We start from the raw sequence: 15,616 nt of genomic DNA, 5'->3' as shown, positions 1-15,616 counted from the left end.
GGACCAACGTCTCGTCCATCGGAACGTAGAGGGTGTTCAGTCCTGGCTGCTGTCAGGATCGCTCCTGTCTGAGTCATCCTGGTCCGGGTTGCTGTCGTGGGTGCTCTTCTGGTCGCCCGGAGCCTCGTGGCACGAATGTTCCTGGTCATTTGCAGCGTGGGAATCAGAAGCTCCGGAGTCTGAGGAGGCGGTCGAATCGGCAGAGGAATCCTTTTCCTCGGCATTCAATAGTTTGTCCAGCTCGGCATCCCAGTCCACCGAGGGAGCGGAAGTGGCGGCCTCCTGCTCGGATTGCCCGTCTGCAGATGTAGATGCTCCGCCCTGGCCGCCTTCGACCTTAACAGGCAGCGAAGGCAGCAGATCAGGATGGGACCAGTGACTGTCACGGCCTTGGATTCCCTCCTCTGCGGTGATGCGCTCCCAAAGGTCGGCGGCCTCACGTAGCTGCTTGGGATGAAGATGCAGGCCCAGCAGGGACTCAAAGGTCTGTTCTGCCGGCCCTCCCACGGCACGCTCGCGTCGGGTCATCTCCCGCAGCTGCTCCAGGTGGGGCAGGTGGGCCATGCCGGCGTTCCAGACCACGCAATCCACCCAGCCATCCACCAGGGCCAGCAGGTCGCCCAGGCTGTGCAGGGCCTCTTTTTGCTCAGGGGTATCCTCAATGCCGACATTGCTGAGGTTGATGGCGCCAGCGATCGATTCGGGGTTGATTTGCTCAGCGTCGCGCAGCTGATCCTCCACAGCGTCCAAATCGATAGAGACTCCCCGGGCATACTTGCCGATCAGGGCCTCGAAGCGCGGCATCAGCCAGGGGACGGCAGCGTAGAGCCGGGCGTGGGCGGCTTCCTTGAGGGCCATGTAGCGGGTGACCTCGTCCAGATCCAGCTGCAGGGATTTGGCGTAGGCCTTGATGTTCTGAGGTATGAGGGCTCCGGCGGGGTTCTTTAGCAACGGTATGCCCTGGTCGAATCCTCCGCGCACCTCCTTGGCCAGCTCGCCGGCTGCCTGACCCAGCTGCATGGCGAATGAGGTGTTCCCCAGCAGCCTCATCAGCGTGGTCGGATCCTTGAGGTTGTCAGGCAAGGGGATGGGCACAGGTCCGGCGAACATCCCCGAAATCTCACCCTGGTCGAAACCTTGGAAGCGCTGGCTTATGACGGAGGTCAAGGCCTCGCTGACCGCCTGGGCCACCGGCGAGGCGAACTGAACCCAAGCGTCTATGCTGCCCTCGATCCATCCTGCACGGGTCAAGGCTTCGGTTTGGCCTGGGGCGGGGTCAAAGGCGCAGACGGTGTCCAGCCAGAGGTTGGCTTCGCTCATGACTCGGGCCACCCGGTCGCTGTCCTCGGCTGTGACAGCGGTGTCGGACTGGTCGGCCCTGGTGCGCCCCAGGGCGATGTTCTTGGCCAGCGCAACGTTGATGGGCCCCTGGTCAGCCTGGGCCTGCATGTCAGCCGGAGTGTTCAGTCCTCCAGCCGTGAAAGCCTGAATCAGGGCCTGGACTTCGGCGGGTTTGGGCAACTGTTCGGCTCCCTGGGCAGCCATCTGGGAGCGGATGGACTCAGGCAGCTGAGAGAACTGACTCCAAGCCAGCTCGCCCTGCACCGGGCCGAAGCACTCAATGAGCCATTGGTGGATTGCATTCTCGTCCATTGCTTTGTTTCCAGTCCTCGCCAAGGCAGGTCGCCCGCCGCTTAGGTTGGCGTCTGCCGGGATTATCGTCTTCATCAACCATAATATTGGAGCTATGACACTTCCGCACGGGAAATCGGATCACTGCGCCACAGGCGCACCCGAAAGGCAAATCGGGACACTTGGCGGACCCACCCGCAAAATGCTGGTCGGTGGTCTTTTGGTCATTCTGGCCCTCTTGGTGCTTTTCCTTCCTTCGCCCTACACCATCGAGACGCCCGGCCCCACCCAGGATGTGCTGGGAAGTTCAAAAGGATCACCAGTCATCAAGGTGAAGGGTGGTCAGGTCCATCGTGACAAGGGCAGGCTGCTGATGACCACGGTCAATGCCCGCGGAATCCCCGGCTACCCGGCCTCAAATCTGGATGCCCTGGTGGGCTGGGCCGACCCTCACGCCACGGTGCTTCCCCAAGAGGCCGTGGTGCCTCCCGGACAGAGCGTGGAGGAGTACAAGCGCCAGGAGCAGGGCGATATGCACGGCTCCCAGAAGGCTGCCTCGGCCCAGGCTCTGGCCTTCCTCAAGGCTCGTGGATATGACGTATCAGGTCTGCAGTTCAGCATGAGGGTGGCCGACATAGGCGGCCCTTCGGCCGGACTCATGTATACCCTGGGGGCCATCGACAAGATCACCCCCGAGCAGGAGACCGGTGGCCTGACCATTGCCGGGACCGGCACCATGGATGAGAAAGGGCGAGTCGGGGCCATCGGCGGCATTCAGCTGAAGATGCTGGGGGCCAGACGGGACGGCGCCGCCTGGTTCCTGGCCCCAGCCGCCAACTGCTCACAGGTGGCAGGCCATGTGCCCGAAGGACTGCGCGACGTGCGGGTGTCCACCCTGGATGAGGCCTACAAGGCCCTGGTGGCCATCGGCCATGGCCAGGGGGAGGTGCTGCCCCGCTGCACGGCCGCCAAGGGCAGGTAAGACAAGGCCGGTCCAATTAATTGGTGAATTCCGGCAGTCTTGTTATGCTGAAGCCGTGGCTGAGACTACAACCTATACAGCGGAAGAGTTCGGTTTTCATCCCGGCGATATCGTCCAGGAATGGATGTGGGACGACGATGTCGACGACGGGATCCGGACTAGGATCGAGGATCTGACCGGCGAAGAGCTGGTGGACGAGGACTATGACGCAGCCGTGGATGGGGTCATCATCTGGTGGCGGGACGGTGATGCCGAAGACGATCTGGCGGATACCATCATGGATGCCTCGGCCATGGTCAACAAGGGCGCACCTTTCTGGGTGCTGACTCCCAAACCCGGCAGACCTGGAGCTTCGGCGCCAGGGGTCGTCTCCAATGCGGCCAAGACTGCGGGCATGAACGCCCTGATGCCCACCACCGTCAGCAAGGATTGGAACGCCACCCAGCTGCGGGCTTTCGGCAAGGGCAAGTAAGACTCCTGGCTGTAACGGCGCCTGCGTCGGCTCGACATATCGCATAAGCGCCAATGAACGAGGTGTCGGGCATCAGGATCAAACATGCCCGACACCTCCTTGTCGTTCATGAGGAATTCACGGAGGAATCCGTCTGGACAACGGCCCTTACCGCTCGCCCTTCTCAGCAACGGCAGGAGCCACCGTCGTGGCCTTGTTTTGATATTCAGCCAGCAGCGTGCGCGAGCGGATATCGCAGAGGTTGGCCACCAAGGCGATTATCAGGATGACCAGGCCCACCAGGAATATCCAATGCAGGCCGTCGAAGACGATGGTGCGGGCCGGTCCCAGCAGGCGAGAGGGGATGCTCCCTGCTGTGGCCGGGTTGATCATGCTGTTCATCATGTCTTCGGTCAGCCCCTTATGCTGGGGCACCTCGCGGGCGATGACCGTGTTCATGACGATGCCGAAGATTGAGACCATCAGGGTCTGCCCTAGGGAACGGGCCAGTGTGTTGAAGCTGGTCGAGGCGCCCACATCACCTGCTGGCACCACGCTCTGGGCGGTGATGGTCGAGGTGGTGATGGTCAGGCCGAAGCCGAAACCGACTACGGCGGAAATGACCAGAAAGACCCAGTAGGCGGTGGCCTGTGGGACGGCTATGTAACAGACGCAGGCTGTCAGGATGAAGGCCAGGCCGATATTGGTGGCCCGGTGCGGCGGGTGGTGCATGGTCAGAGGTCCGGCCAGGTAGGCGCCCAGGAGCCAAAGAATGGAAGAGGGGGTGACCACGAAACCGCCCAGGGAGGGGTTCATTCCCAGAACAGACTGCATCCAGATGGGCATGTAGGTGTCGAAGCCCATGAGGAATCCGGCCACCAGGAGCATGCAGATGTTCTGGATGACGAAGGTCCTGATCCGAAAGAGTCGCAGGGGCAGGATGGGATCTTCCTGGCGACCCTCGACATGAAGAAGCAGGGCAAAGGTGACCACGGTGGCCGCAATCAGAACCAAGGTGATCCGCGCATCGCCCGCCGATCCCAGGCTCTGCAGGCCGAGCATCAGGCAGATCAGGCAGATGCTGAGCAGCCCGATGCCGATGTAGTCGACGCGGGTTTTACGCGCCTGGATATGCTCGCTCAGGAAGAGCTGGATCATGATGATGACCAGCAGGCCGATGGGCACGTTGATGGCGAAGACCCAGTGCCAGCTTATCTGCTGGACGATGAAGCCTCCCAGCAGGGGGGCGATGATGGAGGCGATGCCCCAGGCCGAACCGTTCAGACCGATCATGCCCGCCCGCTTGTCCAGGGGATAGATGTCGGCCAGAACCGTGTATGTCAGCGGCTGGATGGCGCCTGCCCCCAAGCCCTGCAGAAAACGCGCGCTGATCAGCTGGGGCATGGATTGGGAAAGGGCGCACAGGGTGGACCCGATCACGAAGACCAGCAGGCCGATGGTCAGCAGCGGCTTGCGGCCGAAGCGGTCCGAAAGCTTGCCGTAGATGGGTGTGGTGACCGCCGTCATGAGCAGATAGATGGAGTAGACCCAGTTCATGATGGACAGCCCATGCAGGTCCCCGATGATGGTGGGCATGGCGGTGGAGACGATGGTCCCCTCGATGGCCGTCATGAAGGTGGCAATAAAGACCGCCACCGTCACCAAGGTGCGGTTGGTCTTTCTGCCACTGCCTGTATCGACTGTCTGTGACAATCCGAACCCCCTCTTATGCGGTATATACGGTGTGTTTCTCTTCTTTTGCGGGCAAGGCCCGAATTCCTAGAGGATTATAGCCGCACCTTGCGGCCTTGTCACCGTGTATTCTGCTAAGGTAGTGTGCTGGTCCCGTGGCTCAGTTGGTTAGAGCGCCACCTTTACACGGTGGATGTCCCCGGTTCGAGTCCGGGCGGGACCACAGGGGTTTTAGGGGTGTGTGCCCGAAGTTGCGTCTTAGCGCTCACGTAGAATCAATGCACGAAGATCGTTGGCAAGAAAGGTCAGGAGGTCGATGCCTGATGTCAGCTAAGCCTGATGCCCGTGGAACCGAGGCGACCATCGCGCGCTCGGGCAAGCGCAAGTGGGGATATGACACCAAGCAGGTTGATGCTTTCTTGGAGCGGGCTCACTCACTCTATGAGAGCCAGGACCCCGATCTTACCCAGGAGGAGATAGCCAATGCCTCCTTTGACCTGTGCAAGAACGGTTATATCATCACCCAGGTGGATGCTGCCCTCTCGCGGCTGGAAAGGGTGATTTCCGACAGGCAGACCAGTCTGGAGATAGCCCGGGTGGGCGTGGATGGCTGGACGACTAGAATGGTTAGTTTGCAATCAGAGCTGACCGCTCATGCCGGCAGACCCTCGGGCAGCGTCTTCAAGCGCGGGGATCCCGGCATGCCCTCATACGACTGCAAGCAGGTGGAGCGGCTGATCGAGCAGGTCCTCAACAAGACTTCTGATCAGCTCAACCTGCATGAGGGACGGAAGACCGACTCAGGCAAGTCGAAGAACACCGACATCACGGCTGACCGCGTCTCCAACGTCATCTTCACCCAGCGGCGGGGGCCCAAGGGCTATGACGAGCGCCAGGTGGACTTCTTCCTGGCCAAGGCCGTCGAGCTTCTGGAGCAGCTGGAGTCCTTTGCCAGGGTCAGCGAGAGGGCCAAGAGAGCAAGCGCTAATGCAACGGCTCCAGCTGCTGTTTCTGGGCACTCGCAGCTTGCCGGGCAGAACCCTTCAGTTTCGGGCGTTCAGCCGCTGATCGGACAGAGCCAGGCACCAGCCTGGAGCATTCCCGATGATTCCGCTGTCGCGAGCGACAAGGGCAGCCAGGACGATTTCGCTCAACTGCACCAGGCGGAGCGGGCTATCTTTGAGGCGCCGGCCGCCAGCACGCAGACAACGCCTACAGCACCGACGGCGCAACCCAACAGTTCGCTGAGTGCTCTGGCTTCGACCGTCAACCAGCGACTGACTCAGGAAGGCGCTGGGGCAGCCTCAGCAGCATCGGCGGCAGCTGTTCCTGCCTCTTCCACAGCCAGGTCGGCCTCCTCAGTAGGCGTGAGTGGCGGAGCCCCTGTCGGCTCTGCCAATCCCATCCCTGCCAATCCTTTTGTCTCCGGTCAACAGGAATCGGTCATGCCCGCCTCCGTGCCGCCCGCGGCTGCACAGCCGGCCTCTGCGCCAACCAGCCACACTCCTGCGGCTCCCACATCAGCGTCAGCAGCACCCGCGTCGGCTGCGCAATCCGTGCCATTCAACTCGGTGGCCGCTTCTTCGCCTTCCCCCGCACCACAGACTCCTGAGCCTGCGGTATTCCAGCCGACCTCTTCGGCACCCGCGGCCTCCACTGCGCCTACTTCTGCAGGGAACGCTTTCGTCCCCTCCACAAGGCCGGAATCGCCAGTGTCTCCCTCAACAGCAGGTGCTGACACTGACGGCTCGTCTATGCCGGGATCCGCCTCAATCATCTCCTCGCCCTTCGTCGATGGTCCTCTGGGCGCAGGCGGGCCCTTGGGCAGCTATGGGGAACCCTCGCCAGCAGCGCCTGAGGCCCATGAGCGGTCCTGGGCTGAAACAGCCGGAAGCAGCACGGATACGCCTGACTGGGCCAAGCCCCGGTATTCGCAAAACATGCAGGGCAATAAGCAGGACAAGGATCCGGATTCCTACCTGGCCTCCCTGCTCAACCAGGATCTGCCCAAGATGGATTTGGACATTCCTGATATTGCTTTTCCGGCCTTCGGTGACGAGGGGGAGCAGGATAAAGGCGGTCGATGAGTCATTTGGAAACAATGAATGCAGGCAGTGAAGGCAGGCAGGCTGGTTTGTCGGTCGAGCATGAGCGCATCTTGTCGGATTGGTCGCCCAGGGACGATGCCGGCCAGTCTTGCAGTCTGGTCATCCTGGGATCCACAGGATCCATTGGCACTCAGGCTTTGGATCTGATCAGTCGTCATAGGGACCGGTTCCAAGTGACTGGATTGGCCGCTGGCGGCGCGCATGTCGAACTGCTGGCCCGCCAAGCTCGCGATTTTGGCGTGACCCGTCTTGCTCTGGCCGACAAGGCCCAGGTTCCGGCTCTGCAGCAGGCTCTCGAGGCTCTGGAGTTGACTGGCATCCAGGTAGAGGCAGGCATGGATGCGGTTCAGGCTCTGGCCGGTTCCGGCAGTGACTTGGTCCTCAATGGCATTACCGGTTCAGTTGGTCTGCGTCCGTCTATTGCAGCCCTGCAGGCCGGATCCCAGCTGGCTCTGGCCAACAAGGAGTCCGTTGTGGCCGGAGGCCATCTGCTCTTTGACGCCGAGATAAGGCCGGGCCAGATCAACCCTGTCGACTCCGAGCATTCGGCCATCTGGCAGTCTCTGCGTTCGGGGCAGCATGGAGAGGTGGCCCGTCTGGTGGTCACTGCCTCAGGGGGTCCCTTCCGGGGTTGGAGCAGCCAAGCCATGCGCGAGATCACCCCTGAACAGGCCCTGAACCATCCGACCTGGTCCATGGGTCCGGTGGTCACCATCAACTCCTCCACCATGGTCAACAAGGGTCTAGAGGTCATCGAGGCCAGTCGGCTCTTCCGGATCGAGCCCGAGCGGATCACCGTGGTGGTCCACCCCCAGTCTGTGGTCCACTCGATGGTCCAATTCCAGGACGGGGCCACCATAAGCCAGGCTTCGCCACCTGATATGCGTCTGCCAATCGCCCTAGGCCTGTCGGCGCCCGTCCGTCTTGACCATGTGGCTGCGCCCTGCGACTGGTCCAAGGCCAGTACTTGGACTTTCGAGCCCTTGGATGACCAGGCTTTCCCGGCGGTCAATCTGGCCAGGCGGGCTCTAGGGAGCTGCGAGCCCATGACTGCGGTCTTTAATGCCGCCAACGAGCAGGCGGTCCGGGCTTTCCTGGATCATCAGCTGCCTTACCTGGACATCGTCGAAACCATCCGTTCAGTCATGGATGCCATGGAAACGCATCTTCCGGGAACATTCACATCCGTGGAGGTAATGGAGCAAGTCGAGCATGAGGCACGCCAAAGGGCCGATGCTTTGATAGACATGACAGCGTGAGTAGCATTCCCAAGACCGAACAGCCAGCACCCTCCCAAGGGTTCCGCAAGACAGGTGAGCAGGCTATCAGCCAGACTCCGCTGCATCCTCGTCGCCGCTCCCGTCGGATCATGGTGGGGCCTGTGCCGGTCGGCGGAGGCGCTCCCATTTCGGTGCAGTCCATGACCAACACGGTCACCGCTGACATCAATGCGACCTTGCAGCAGATCGCCGAGCTGGCTGCAGCTGGATGCGATATCGTACGGGTGGCTGTGCCCAGCCAGGACGATGCCGACGCGCTTCCCATCATTGCGAAGAAGTCACCCATACCGGTCATCGCCGACATTCACTTCCAGAGCAAGTATGTCTTTCAGGCCATCGATGCGGGTTGTGCAGCTGTCAGGGTCAACCCGGGCAATATCCGAAAGTTCGACCAGATCGGCCCAGAAATCTGCAAGGCCGCCACGGATGCGGGCATCTCCCTGCGTATCGGGGTAAACGCCGGCAGCCTGGACAAGGACATCTACGCTCGCTACGGCGGCCCCACCCCCGAGGCCTTGGTCGCTTCGGCCTTGAAAGAGGCCCACATGTTCGAGGATGTGGGCTTCCACGACTTCAAGATCTCCGTCAAGCACCACGATCCTGTGACAACGGTCCAGACCTACCGGCTCCTGGCCTCCAAGGGCGACTGGCCCCTGCACCTGGGCGTGACCGAGGCCGGCCCCTCCTGGCAGGGGACCATCAAGTCCTGCCTGGCCTTTGGCGCGCTCCTGGCCGAGGGCATCGGCGACACCATCCGTGTCTCCCTGTCCGCACCGCCTGTGGAAGAGGTCAAGGTGGGCTGCAAGATTCTGGAATACCTGGGTCTACGCCAGCGCCACTTCGACATCATCTCCTGCCCCTCCTGCGGCAGGGCCCAGGTGGATGTGATCGAGCTGGCCAAGGAAGTCACCGAGGGTCTTAAGGACATCACCGCTCCCATCAGGGTGGCTGTCATGGGCTGCATCGTCAATGGGCCAGGCGAGGCCAGGGAGGCCGACCTTGGGGTGGCTTCGGGCAACGGCAAGGGCCAGATTATCATCAAGGGCAAGGTGGTTCAGACCGTCCCTGAGGACCAAATCGTCCCCACACTGCTGGAGCGGGCCAAGGAAATCGCCGCCCGGATGGATGCAAAGGCGGCGGTCCAGGGTGAAACCCTGCCGGAGGCAGGGCCCATGGTGGTTCCGGTCACCGGCCGTGCCAGCTGAGCGCATAAGCACCATCCTCGCCACCGGTTACAATGGCCGTCGTGTCCCAAGAGGTTGAGCGTTCCCTCCCCGCAAGTCGGTGGAGCAGGGTCAGGCGGCTGATGACCAGCCTGCCCATCTTCGTGATTCTCATGGGTCTGCTGGCTTCTGTCTCCCACCTGACCGCCGTTCCCTGGAAATACGAACCAGTGGATCAGAATTTCCCCACACTGACTCCGGATACCGCGGTCACTTTTGACTGGCCTGCCGGGGTTGCCAGGGATACCGTGGGGCAGTACCAGGTCGAATCCCGTCACCAGGAACTGAGCATGGAAAGGCCCGCCACTGGCGAGCGCCAACGTATTCGGATTCTGATTCGTGCTCCTCAGGGGGCTTCCGGCCATCGGCCGGCTGTAGTCTTCATGCATGGCGCCGGTTATGGCACATGCGACAACTCCTTCGGGGACGTGGCCCGGTCCATGGCCTCTGCTGGCTTCGTCACTGCCGTGCTGGATAAGCCGGTCTGGTCAACCACGGATGCCGACCGGGACTATCCCGCTTCGGCCAGGGCCTACGAGCGGGTTGCCAATTTGCTGCGCGACCGGGATGATGTGGATGCATCCAAGGTGGGCATCTATGCCACCAGCGAGAGCACTTGGATCGCCGCCATGCTGCTGACCATGGACCACCGGATAGCCTTCCAGATCCTGCTGAGCCCAATGGTCTATTCCCCGCGGCACGCCATGGGTTTCTTCGTGGCCCAGGACTTCGCTATTGCCGGGGCCAACCAGGGCTACCAGTCGGTGGTCCGTCGGCTCTTCAGCACCGATGCTTCCCTCTTGGGACTGAACAATCTGGATATCGACCCTACTGACCGCTACACCTACGCCATTCCCACCCTGCTGGCCTACGGGGCCAAGGATGTCATGACCGCCCAGGTGGAGGGCGTGCAGCGCGTGCTCTCCAAAGCTCATGCTTCCGGCAATGAGAACGTCACTGTGCGTTCCTATCCGGTCTCCAACCATGTGCTGCGGCTGGGGGATGAGGCCCGGACCGGCACGCCCCTGGCCGACCACTACCAGCAGGACATGATCGACTGGGCGGTGGGTCAGGCCCATGGCCTGCATCAGACCAGCCCCAGCGTGGGCGGGGCCACTATCCACCAGTCCATCGCTGTGCCCACTGATCTGAGGGGGCGGCGCTCGCTGACTATTTATATGCTAGTCCTGCACCTGCTGACCCTGGTGCTATTGCTGGCGGCCCTGGCCATGGCCCTGGTGGCCGGTCTGACGAAACTGTACCGTCTGCGCCGACGCAAGGACCCGGTCCTGGGCTTCAGCCATGGCTTCGGCGGCATCTTGGCAACCATCACCGGCACCACTATGGCCACCCTGGTCCTTTTCGGAGCCGGTCTGGGCCAGGTCATCATGGCGGTGGTACGTCTGGGCTGGGGCGGCGTGCCCGACCAGGCTGGGGTCAGCTACTGGAGCTGGCCGGTCATCCAGGTGGTCTGCGCCTTGGTCATCTGGGCCTGGTCACGCACCTTCGCTCGCATGGTCGAAGTAGCCTCCCTGAGGGGATTGGACCGGCTGCCCGACCAGGTCCGCACAAGCAAGGCCGGCGGCCCCAGTCTTCGCCAGCAGATGCGGAACATGGACCCCAGGCCTGTACTGGCTTCCACCCGCTTGGGTGTTGCACTCTTCATCGTCACCACCCTGGCCATGTTCGGGGTTCTGCTGATCTTCGCCTTCTGGGGCCTGTTCATCTACCAATGAAAGGACGGGACTGTCGTGGCCATCTATCGTGACGAGGGCCTGGTCCTGAGAACGGTCAAATTGGGCGAGGCCGACCGAATTGTCACCATTCTGACCAGGGGACACGGCAAGGTCAGGGCCGTAGCCAAAGGGGTGCGACGGACCAAGTCCCGCTTCGGCGCCCGGCTGGAGCCATTCATGCGTGACGACCTGCTCATCTCCCGCGGCCGCAACTTGGACATCGTATCCCAGGCGGCCTGCACGGCTCCCTATGCGGATGCCATATGCGCCGACTATGACCTCTACGCCAACGGGGGTGTCATGCTTGAGACCGCCGACAAGCTGGTGGTGGGCGAGCACGAGCCGGCTCCGGAGCAATACCGTCTGCTGGTCTCCGCCTTGGCCAGTCTGGCAGGTCACCGGCATGACCCCCGTGACATCGGCGCCTCATATCTGCTGCGCTCCCTGGCGCTGGCTGGCTGGCGGCCCCGGCTGGATTCCTGCATCGTCTGCGGGCGGACCGATCAGCTGACCCACTTTTCGGTGCCCGGCGGCGGAATGGTCTGCAGTCGGGACAGGCCTACTGACGCTGTGGCGGTAGATCCAGCCACCCTGGCCCGCTTCCGGGCGTTGAACAGCGGGGACTGGCCCAAGCTGGACGGCAGGGGCTCAACTCCCCTCTGCGATGGTCTTGTCGAGAAATGGGGCGAATATTATCTGGAGCGGCCCATCAGATCTCTGCGGCTATTAGATTCGTGAAGCATGAGTTTTGACCCCGTCGACTACACCTCCCTGGATGTGCCTGCAGCCCCCTTCTCCGATCCCGCGCGTATCCCGCAGTTCCCCAAGGGTTCAGTCCCTCGTCATCTGGGTGTGATCATGGACGGCAATGGCCGCTGGGCCAAGCAGAGGGGCATGGAGCGCACCCAGGGTCACCGGGCTGCCGAGCCGGTGGTCTTCGACACCATAGCCGGGGCCATTGAGGCTGGGGTCCGCTACCTGAGCCTGTACACCTTCTCCACGGAGAACTGGAAACGCTCGCCGGCTGAGGTCCGCTTTCTGATGGGCTTCTCCAGGGACATCATCCATCGGCGAGTGGCCCAGATGGACGACTGGGGAGTGCGCGTGCGCTGGGCGGGTCGTAGGCCCCGGCTCTGGAAGTCGGTCATTGACGAGCTGGAGGCGGCCATGGAGCGCACCCGCCACAACACCAAGATTGATGTGATCTTCTGCATCAACTACGGGGGCAGGGCTGAGCTTGCCGATGCAGCCACTGACATCGCCCGGGAGGTGGCGGCCGGGCAAATCAAGGGCTCCAAGGTGACTGAAAAGATGATCGCCCAGCACCTCTACAACCCCGACATACCGGACTGCGACCTGGTTCTGCGCACCTCGGGGGAGCAGCGCACCTCCAACTTTCTGCCCTGGCAGGCGGCATATGCGGAGCTGGAATTCGTGCCTGAGCTCTTTCCTGACTGCGGGCGCGAGGTGCTCTGGCGGGCCATCGACGATTACATTCACAGGGACAGGCGCTTCGGCGGCGTGGAGAATGGCTGAGAAAACTGTCCCTCCCATGATGTGAAGCCAGCCATGGTCGTCCGAATTTACATGTCTGAGCACTCTCGCAATGCCCTTGAAAGGTAGTATGTGTCTTATCACAGCGAAGCAAGCCATAGCCGCTGTGGGAATCAGGGCAGCAAACGAAGCGAAGGAGCGACAGGCATGGACGACAAGCAACGCATCATGCAGATCATCGAAGATAAGTCACAGGAGTTCATTGAGGCCGCCGACCATATTTGGGGTACCCCCGAGACCAGGTTTGCCGTGAAGGAGTCGGTCCAGCAGCACTACAAGGTGTTGGAGCAGGAAGGCTTTGGCATCGAGAGGGGCGTGGGTCATATGGACTATGCCTACGTGGCGACCTGGGGCTCGGGCCGTCCGGTGATTGGCATCACTGGCGAATACGATGCCTTGGGAGGCCTCAGCCAGGTGGCTGATTTGGGTGAACACAAGCCCTTGGTCGAAGGCGGCAACGGGCAAGGCTGCGGCCACAACATTCTGGGTATGGCAGCCGTCGCGGCCGGGGTCGGGATTAAGACCTTCATGGAGGAGAAGGGGCTCAAGGGGACCATCAAGGTCTTCGGCTGCCCTGCTGAGGAGTCGGGCTATGGCAAGGCCTTCATGGCCAGGGACGGGGTTTTCGACGGGCTGGACCTGGCCCTGTCCTGGCATCCCTCGGATGTGACCCAGGCCTGGGGCTCCTCCAGCCTGGCAGTCCTGCAGGCCTACTTCGACTTCACCGGCGTGCCAGCGCACGCGGCTGCGGCCCCTGAGCTGGGCCGGAGCGCCCTGGATGCTGCGGAGCTGATGAACGTGGGGGTGCAATTCCTGCGTGAGCACATGATCGATGAGGCCCGTGTGCACTACGCCTTTATCGACGCAGGCGGCGAGTCGGCCAATGTGGTGCAGTCCCACGCCCGTCTTTACTACTTCGTACGTGCCCCCAGGATGGATCAGGCTCAGGATCTGTTCAAGCGTGTGGTGAAGATCGCCCAGGGTGCGGCCCTGATGACCGAGACACAGGTCAAGGAGGAGTTCGACGCGGCCTGCTACAACTTCATTCCCAACCATCCGCTGACCGAGGCCATAGACAGGAACTTGGACGTCGTCGGCCCCCTGCCCCTGGACCAGCAGGAGTTGGACTACGAACGCCGTTACACCGACACGGTTTCCGAGGCCGGCAAGCAGAGGGTGCTCAGCCGCACCAAGGCAGCCTTCCCGGATCTTCCGGAGGAGGAAGTCCGGAAGATGGCCGAGTCCACCATGGCCCTGAAGAAGTATCCGCTGGCCTTCACCGATACGGCATCGGGGTCCACCGACGTTGGCGATGTCAGTTGGCAGACGCCCACCGCCCAGTTCAGCGGCGGGTTCGAGCCCCAGGGAACCTCACCACACTCCTGGCAATGGGCGGCCAACGGCAAGTCCTCGGTGGCCCACAAGGGTCTGCTTGCGGCGGGCAAGACCCTGGCTTTGACCGCTTATGATGCGTTTACCAACCCGGACCTGGTAAAGGCCGCCAAGGAGGACTTCAGCAAGACATTCGCCGGCCAGGAGTACAAGGTTGTCATCCCTGACGATGTGATGCCTCACTGACTTGCTATTCGGCTGCCGCCGGGCCCTGTGATCCCTGTGGATCGAATCGCCCTGCGGCGGTTGGCTTCGACTGAAGGATGACAGACCAATGGCAATCAAGCAATCCTCAAAAACGGCGAGCGGAACGCTGATCTTTTCCCTGATGGCCGGTTACTCGATCGTGTACATGGACAAGAACATGATCTCGACCGCCATCATCCCCATCTCCGAGCAGTTCCACCTTGACTCGGGGCAGACAGGCATCATCATGTCGGCCTTCTTCCTGGGATACTCGCTCATGCAGATTCCCAGCGGCTGGCTGGCCGACCGGCTTGGGGCCAAGCGTGTGCTGATGGCCTCCATGATCATCATCGGTCTGTTCAGTTATCTGTTCGGCCTGGCCAATGGTCTGGCCTTCTTCATCATCGTCCGGTTCTTCGCTGGCATGGGCCACGGTGGCTATCCGCCCTCCTGCTCCAAGTCGATCGCGGAGAACTTCCCCCAGGAACGGCGCACCTTCGTCCAGTCCCTGATCCTGTCGACCTCGGGCATCGGCGGCATCCTGGCCTTCGTCCTGGGCGCCAACCTGGTCGCCATCAACTGGCACTTGGCATACGCTGTGCTGGGCACCCTCTACCTGCTGGCCTTTGTCTGCATCCTGATCTTCGTGCCATCCAAGCCCCGCCAGCCCGAGGCTGACCAGAAGCCCGGAGCCAAGGGGGCAGGGTTCCTCGAGGTTCTGAAGAATCGGAACGTGCTGGTCCTCTTCGTGGCCATGCTGCTGCTGAACATCCTCCTGTATGGCAATATCTCCTGGATGCCCACCTTCATCAAGAATACCTTCGGGCTCTCGATCGGCCAGGCAGGCATCCTGCTGGCGGTCAATGCGGTCTTCACGACCGTTGCCACCATCTACGCCGGTCAGTTGCTCTCGAAGCTCTTCCTGGGCAGGGAGAAGTTGGCCATCCTGGGTGCCGGGGTGATCAGCGCCGTCCTGGTCGTATGCTTCGTCTTCTCGCGCAACATCTGGCTCTCCCTCCTGCTGCTGATCCTGGTATCCTGCGTCTCCGTGGTGGCCTTCACCGGCATCTTCACCTGGCCCCACAAGATCATGGACCCGCATATCATCGGCTCCGCCATCGGCATCATCAACACCGGCGGCACCCTGGGCGGATTCCTGGCCCCCATGATCATCGGCTATCTGGTCAAGGCGGCCGGCGGTTCCTTCGTCGGAGCCTTCCTCTTCATGGGTGCGGCGGCCATTGTCTCAGGGTTGATGGCTCTGCTGGTCAAGGTCGGCAAGTAAAGCCTGGGCCGGATCGGCCACATCAATGGTTTCTGGTCTCGAAGATTAGGCGGCTGTGGCGCAGTCATGGCCGCTGGTCCATGGCAGGGAGTCAG

At 62.0% G+C, this 15,616-nt stretch carries 12 protein-coding genes and 1 tRNA gene; 11 read left to right on the top strand and 2 right to left on the bottom strand.

The window, feature by feature from the left end; genetic code table 11:
* Positions 1-36: 36 nt before the first annotated feature.
* The gene (locus J3T92_RS07045) at positions 37-1,653 is read right to left on the bottom strand and encodes a zinc-dependent metalloprotease (RefSeq protein ID WP_267400728.1); all 1,617 of its coding nucleotides are present in this window, start codon (positions 1,651-1,653) and stop codon (positions 37-39) included.
* A 94-nt stretch (positions 1,654-1,747) separates the two neighbouring features.
* Between J3T92_RS07045 and J3T92_RS07040 the strand changes: the two genes are divergently transcribed.
* Together J3T92_RS07040 and J3T92_RS07035 are read left to right on the top strand one after the other, a co-directional pair.
* A complete protein-coding gene (locus J3T92_RS07040) occupies positions 1,748-2,614 on the top strand; it encodes a S16 family serine protease (protein WP_267400726.1) in 867 nt (288 codons plus the stop codon).
* 55 nt (positions 2,615-2,669) lie between these two features.
* Complete coding sequence (locus J3T92_RS07035) at positions 2,670-3,086, top strand: DUF3052 domain-containing protein (RefSeq protein WP_024627263.1); 417 nt, start codon at positions 2,670-2,672, stop codon at positions 3,084-3,086.
* A gap of 147 nt (positions 3,087-3,233) precedes the next feature.
* On the opposite strand, the gene J3T92_RS07030 is transcribed toward J3T92_RS07035, so the two are convergent.
* Positions 3,234-4,778 carry an MDR family MFS transporter gene (locus tag J3T92_RS07030; protein WP_267400724.1) on the bottom strand — a complete coding sequence of 515 codons (1,545 nt, stop codon included), beginning with the start codon at positions 4,776-4,778 and terminating at the stop codon, positions 3,234-3,236.
* A 128-nt stretch (positions 4,779-4,906) separates the two neighbouring features.
* On the opposite strand from J3T92_RS07030, the gene J3T92_RS07025 reads away from it, so the two are divergent.
* The 9 genes from J3T92_RS07025 to J3T92_RS06985 all read left to right on the top strand — a co-directional run bounded on the left by J3T92_RS07025 (position 4,907) and on the right by J3T92_RS06985 (position 15,521).
* Positions 4,907-4,980, top strand: a tRNA-Val gene (locus J3T92_RS07025).
* Between the two features lie 100 nt (positions 4,981-5,080).
* Positions 5,081-6,844, top strand: coding sequence for a DivIVA domain-containing protein (locus tag J3T92_RS07020; RefSeq protein WP_267400723.1), 1,764 nt, complete (start codon positions 5,081-5,083; stop codon positions 6,842-6,844).
* Positions 6,841-8,124 (top strand): 1-deoxy-D-xylulose-5-phosphate reductoisomerase, encoded by a 1,284-nt coding sequence (gene dxr / locus J3T92_RS07015; protein ID WP_267400722.1) that lies wholly within the window; start codon positions 6,841-6,843, stop codon positions 8,122-8,124. Before J3T92_RS07020 ends, dxr begins: the two co-directional genes overlap by 4 nt.
* Positions 8,121-9,350, top strand: coding sequence for a flavodoxin-dependent (E)-4-hydroxy-3-methylbut-2-enyl-diphosphate synthase (gene ispG / locus J3T92_RS07010; protein ID WP_416378845.1), 1,230 nt, complete (start codon positions 8,121-8,123; stop codon positions 9,348-9,350). Before dxr ends, ispG begins: the two co-directional genes overlap by 4 nt.
* A 101-nt stretch (positions 9,351-9,451) precedes the next feature.
* The gene (locus J3T92_RS07005; RefSeq protein WP_267400798.1) at positions 9,452-11,104 is read left to right on the top strand and encodes an alpha/beta hydrolase family protein; all 1,653 of its coding nucleotides are present in this window, start codon (positions 9,452-9,454) and stop codon (positions 11,102-11,104) included.
* 15 nt (positions 11,105-11,119) lie between these two features.
* Entirely contained in the window at positions 11,120-11,842 is a 723-nt protein-coding gene (recO, locus tag J3T92_RS07000) for a DNA repair protein RecO (protein ID WP_267400721.1), read from the top strand.
* 3 nt (positions 11,843-11,845) lie between these two features.
* Complete coding sequence (locus J3T92_RS06995; RefSeq protein WP_267400720.1) at positions 11,846-12,640, top strand: isoprenyl transferase; 795 nt, start codon at positions 11,846-11,848, stop codon at positions 12,638-12,640.
* Between the two features lie 165 nt (positions 12,641-12,805).
* On the top strand, positions 12,806-14,236 hold the full coding sequence (locus J3T92_RS06990; RefSeq protein WP_267400718.1) for an amidohydrolase: 1,431 nt from the start codon (positions 12,806-12,808) through the stop codon (positions 14,234-14,236).
* An 88-nt stretch (positions 14,237-14,324) separates the two neighbouring features.
* Positions 14,325-15,521, top strand: coding sequence for an MFS transporter (locus J3T92_RS06985; protein ID WP_267400717.1), 1,197 nt, complete (start codon positions 14,325-14,327; stop codon positions 15,519-15,521).
* Positions 15,522-15,616: the final 95 nt, after the last annotated feature.

The sequence above is a fragment of the Bifidobacterium sp. B4081 genome (assembly GCF_026537335.1).
Lineage (GTDB): Bacteria > Actinomycetota > Actinomycetes > Actinomycetales > Bifidobacteriaceae > Bombiscardovia.
Note: the sequence above shows the minus strand (reverse complement) of the source record. Positions and strands in the feature narration are given on the sequence as shown.

Excerpts from the sequence above, each read along its gene's own strand:
- J3T92_RS07045 (WP_267400728.1), bottom strand. The coding sequence starts at position 1,653 with ATGGACGAGAATGCAATCCACCAATGGCTCATTGAGTGCTTCGGCCCG.
- J3T92_RS07040 (WP_267400726.1), top strand. The coding sequence starts at position 1,748 with ATGACACTTCCGCACGGGAAATCGGATCACTGCGCCACAGGCGCACCC.
- J3T92_RS07020 (WP_267400723.1), top strand. The coding sequence starts at position 5,081 with ATGTCAGCTAAGCCTGATGCCCGTGGAACCGAGGCGACCATCGCGCGC.
- dxr (WP_267400722.1), top strand. The coding sequence starts at position 6,841 with ATGAGTCATTTGGAAACAATGAATGCAGGCAGTGAAGGCAGGCAGGCT.
- J3T92_RS07005 (WP_267400798.1), top strand. The coding sequence starts at position 9,452 with ATGACCAGCCTGCCCATCTTCGTGATTCTCATGGGTCTGCTGGCTTCT.
- J3T92_RS06995 (WP_267400720.1), top strand. The coding sequence starts at position 11,846 with ATGAGTTTTGACCCCGTCGACTACACCTCCCTGGATGTGCCTGCAGCC.
- J3T92_RS06990 (WP_267400718.1), top strand. The coding sequence starts at position 12,806 with ATGGACGACAAGCAACGCATCATGCAGATCATCGAAGATAAGTCACAG.
- J3T92_RS06985 (WP_267400717.1), top strand. The coding sequence starts at position 14,325 with ATGGCAATCAAGCAATCCTCAAAAACGGCGAGCGGAACGCTGATCTTT.